The following is a 4,492-nucleotide window of genomic DNA, read 5'->3' as shown; positions in this document are numbered from 1 at the left end:
CGGCCCGGCCGAGCCCCCAGGCGGCTGCCTGGACGGGCCGGGTGACGGGGTCGGCCGGTCCGGTCGAGACGGCGCCCCGGGTGGCCGTCCACAGCCGTCCGGCCGACCCGGTGTCGCCCAGGGCCTGTACGAGCGCGACGGTCAGCGCGAGCCCGTTGGTGAGCGGCGGGTACGCGGCGCTGGGGCTTTCGTCCACGGGGAGGACGGAGAGTACGTTCGCCGTGCTGTCGAAGTCCTCGGTGGCCTGGAGCCGCGCGGCCAGTACGGCACGGTCGGCGCAGGAGGCGTCGAGCACCACCCGGCGTACCCGCGCGCCGTGGGCGCTGAGCGCGCCCGCCAGGTCGTCGCAGAGGGTGTCGGCGGTGTCGGCGGTGCCCTCGGACTCCTCGGCGCTGACGACCAGCCAGGTGCCGTCCAGCACCGGGGCACCGGGCTTGCGCGGAGCGGTCCACTCAACCCGGTAGCGCTGGGAGTCGAGCAGGGTCTTCTCCTGCTTGCCGCGGCGCCAGGAGGTCAGCGCGGGCAGCAGGGAGCCGAGGGTGGTGTGCTCCTGGTCGCCGAGTCCGAGGATGGTGGCCAGTTCGTCGGCGTCGCCGCGCTCCACCGCGGCCCACAGGCGCTGGTCGCCGGGGTCGGCCAGCTCGGTGGTGGCCGGGGCGCCGAGTGCGGGCGTCTGCGGCCAGTAGAACTCGTGCTGGAAGGCGTAGGTGGGCAGGTCGACGCGGCGGGCGCCGCTGCCGGCGAACCACGCGGGCCAGTCCACGCCGACGCCGTGCACCTGGAGCCGGGCGAGCGCGGTGGTGACGGCGGTCTCCTCGGCGCGGTCGGCGCGCAGCAGCGGGACCAGTTCGGCGTCGTACTCGTCGCCGAGCGTGTCCTGCGCCATCGCGGTGAGCGGTGCGTCGGGGCCGACTTCGACGAAGGTGGTGACGCCGGCGTCGCGCAGGGTCCGTACGCAGTCGGCGAAGCGGACGGCTTCGCGCACCTGGGCGACCCAGTAGTCGGGCGAGCACACCTGCTCGTCCGTGACCTGCCGTCCGGTCAGGTTGGAGATCAGCGGGATGTCCGGCGCGGTGAAGGTCAGCCCTGCGGCGACCTCGCGGAACGCGTCGAGCATCGCGGCCATCCGGGGCGAGTGGAAGGCATGGCTCACCCGCAGGCGCTTGGTCTTGCGCCCCTGGGAGGCGAACGAGTCGGCGATCTCCAGAATCGCGTCCTCGTCGCCGGAGATCACCACAGAGGTGGGGCCGTTGACGGCGGCGACCGACACGCCGTCGGTGAGCAGGGGAACGATCTCGTCCTCGGTGGCCCGCACCGCGACCATCGCACCGCCGGCCGGCAGCGCCTGCATCAGCTTGCCGCGCGCGGCGACCAGGGCGCACGCGTCCGGCAGGGACAGCACCCCGGCGACGTGGGCCGCCGCGATCTCACCGATCGAATGCCCTGCGACGAAGTCGGGCTTGACGCCCCAGGACCGGACGAGCCGGAACAGCGCCACCTCGACGGCGAACAGCGCGGGCTGGGTCCAGCCCGTCTCGTCCAGCAGCGCGGCCTCAGCGGTGCCCTCGGCGGCGAACAGCACGTCGCGCAGCGGGCGGTCGAGCAGCGGGTCGAGTTCGGCGAGTACGGTGTCGAGCGCTTCGGCGAACGCCGGGAAGCACTCGTACAGTTCGCGTCCCATGGCGGGCCGCTGGCTGCCCTGCCCGGTGAAGAGCAGGGCTGTCTTGCCGCGCCGTGCGGCCTCGCCCTCGACCACCCCGGCGTCGGTCCTGCCGGTGGCGAGCGCGGTGAGCGCGCGCAGCAGCGAGTCGCGGTCCCCCGCCACCACCGCAGCGCGCCTGTCGAACTGCGAGCGGGTGGTGGCCAGCGAGAACGCGCCGTCCAGCAGGGTGAGTTCGGGCCGTGCGCGTACGTACGACAGCAGCCGCGCCGCCTGACCGCGCAGGGCGTCTCGGGTGCGGCCCGAGATCAGCCACGGTACGACTGCGGGCGCCGCGGTCCCGGCAGGTGTCCCGGCAGCGGGTGCTGCCGCCGGCGCCGGCGCGGGCTGCTCGATGATGGTGTGGACGTTGGTACCGCTGATGCCGAACGAGGAGACGGCGGCGCGGCGCGGGCGGTCGCCCTGCGGCCAGGCGGTCTGCTCGGTCAGCAGCTCGACGGCGCCCTCGGTCCAGTCCACGTGGGAGGAGGGGGCGTCGACGTGGAGTGTCCTGGGCAAGCTGCCGTGCCGCATCGCCATGATCATCTTGATGATTCCGGCGACGCCCGCGGCGGCCTGGGTGTGGCCGATGTTGGACTTCACGGACCCGAGCAGCAACGGCCGCTCCGGGTCCCGGTCCCTGCCGTACGTGGCGAGCAGCGCCTGCGCCTCGATCGGGTCGCCCAGCGTCGTGCCCGTACCGTGCGCCTCGACGGCGTCGACCTCGTCGGGGACGAGTCCGCCACTGGCGAGCGCCTGGCGGATCACCCGCTGCTGCGACGGGCCGTTGGGGGCCGTCAAACCGTTGGACGCGCCGTCCTGGTTCACAGCGCTGCCGCGCACGACGGCGAGGACCTGGTGGCCGTTGCGCAGCGCGTCGGACTGGCGCTCCAGGACGAGCATGCCGACGCCCTCGGACCAGCCGACCCCGTCGGCGGAGTCGGAGAACGCCTTGCAGCGACCGTCGGGCGACAGACCGCCCTGCCGGGAGAACTCCACGAACACGGACGGTGTCGACATCACGGTGACGCCGCCGGCCAGGGCGAGCGAGCACTCACCCGAGCGCAGGGCCTGGATGGCCCAGTGCATGGCGACCAGCGACGACGAGCACGCGGTGTCGACGGTGACGGCCGGCCCTTCGAGTCCCAGTGTGTACGAGACACGGCCCGACGCCAGGCTCGCCGAACTGCCGCCGCCCCGGAAGCCCTCGAACTCGGGGCCGGCCAGTACGGCGCTGTAGTCGCTGTACATCACACCGGCGAACACACCGGTCGCGCTGCCGCGCAGCGACCGCGGGTCGACACCCGCCCGCTCGACGGCCTCCCACGACGCCTCCAGCAGCAGCCGCTGCTGCGAGTCGGTGGCCAGCGCCTCACGGGGGCTCATCCCGAAGAACTCCGGGTCGAACTCGCCCGCGTCGTGCAGGAATCCGCCCGAGCGGGTGTACGCGGTGCCCGCGTGGTCCGGGTCCGGGTGGTACAGCGACTCGACGTCCCAGCCACGGTTGACCGGGAAGCCGGAGACCGCGTCGCCGCCCTCGGTCACCAGCTGCCACAGGTCTTCCGGCGAGGTCACCCCGCCGGGGTAGCGGCAGCTCATGCCCACGATCACGATCGGATCGTCGGCCACAGCCGCCGTCCGGGTGGTGGCGGGCGCGGCGGCGTCCGCGCCGAGCAGTTCGTCGAGGATGTAGGTGGCCAGACTGCGCACGGTCGGGTAGTCGAAGACGAGCGTGGCGGGCAGCCGCAGCCCGGTCGCCGTGTTGAGCCGGTTCCGCAGCTCCACGGCCGTCAGTGAGTCGAAGCCCAAATCGCGGAAGGCGCGTTCGGCGTCGATGTCCTCGCCGCTCGCATGGCCGAGTACGAGGGCGACCTGGCCGCGGACCAGGTCCAGCAGCATGTCGTGCCGGTCGGTCTCCTCCAGCCGGTTCAGCCGCTGGACGAGATCGTTCGCCGTCGCGGAGCCGGCGACGGCGGCCCTGCGGGAGCGGGTACGGATCAACGACCGCAGCAGCTGCGGGACTTCGCCCTGCGACCGCAGGACGGCCAGGTCCAGCCGCACCGGTGCCACGGCCGCCTCGCCGGTGGCCAGGGCCGCGTCGAACAGCGCGACACCCTGCTCGACCGACAGCGGGGGCATGCCGGACCGGGCCATGCGCCGCAGGTCGTCCTCGGTCACACCGCCGGTCATGCCGCCGGTCATGCCGCCGGTGCTGTCCCACGGGCCCCAGGCCAGCGACACGCCGGGCAGGCACTCGGCGCGCCGGCTCTCCACCAGGGCGTCCAGGAAGGCGTTGCCCGCCGCGTAGTTGGCCTGTCCCGCGCTGCCGAACAGACCGGCCACGGAAGAGAACACCACGAACGCGGACAGGTCGAGATCACGGGTCAGCTCATGCAGATTCCAAGCCGCGTCCGCCTTAGGACGCAGCACCGTGTCCAGCCGCTCAGGGGTCAGCGAACCGACCACACCGTCGTCCAGCACCCCGGCCGTATGCACCACGGCGGAGACGGAATGCGCGGAGAGCAGCGCGGCCAGCGCCTCACGGTCGGCCACATCACACGCCTCGACGGCGACCTCGGCACCATGCACCCCGAGTTCGGCCACCAACTCCGCCGCGCCCTCGGCCTCCTGGCCCCGGCGGCTGACGAGCAGCAGCTGCCGTACTCCGTGTTCCACCACCAGGTGCCGTGCCAGTACGGCGCCCAGACCACCCGTGCCGCCGGTGATCAGCACACTGCCGCCGGCGCTCCACTCCGGGCCGACGCCCGTGCCGCCGGCGGTCCGCCGGCGCAC

General features: G+C 73.5%; 1 protein-coding gene. It reads right to left on the bottom strand.

Annotation, left to right across the window (positions count from 1 at the left end; translation table 11 throughout):
• A partial coding sequence (locus HY68_RS45635) for a type I polyketide synthase (RefSeq protein WP_041997462.1) occupies window positions 1-4,492 on the bottom strand: 4,492 nt, incomplete at both ends.

Origin of the sequence: Streptomyces sp. AcH 505, from assembly GCF_000818175.1 — a bacterium.
GTDB lineage: Bacteria > Actinomycetota > Actinomycetes > Streptomycetales > Streptomycetaceae > Streptomyces.
Note: the sequence above shows the minus strand (reverse complement) of the source record. Positions and strands in the feature narration are given on the sequence as shown.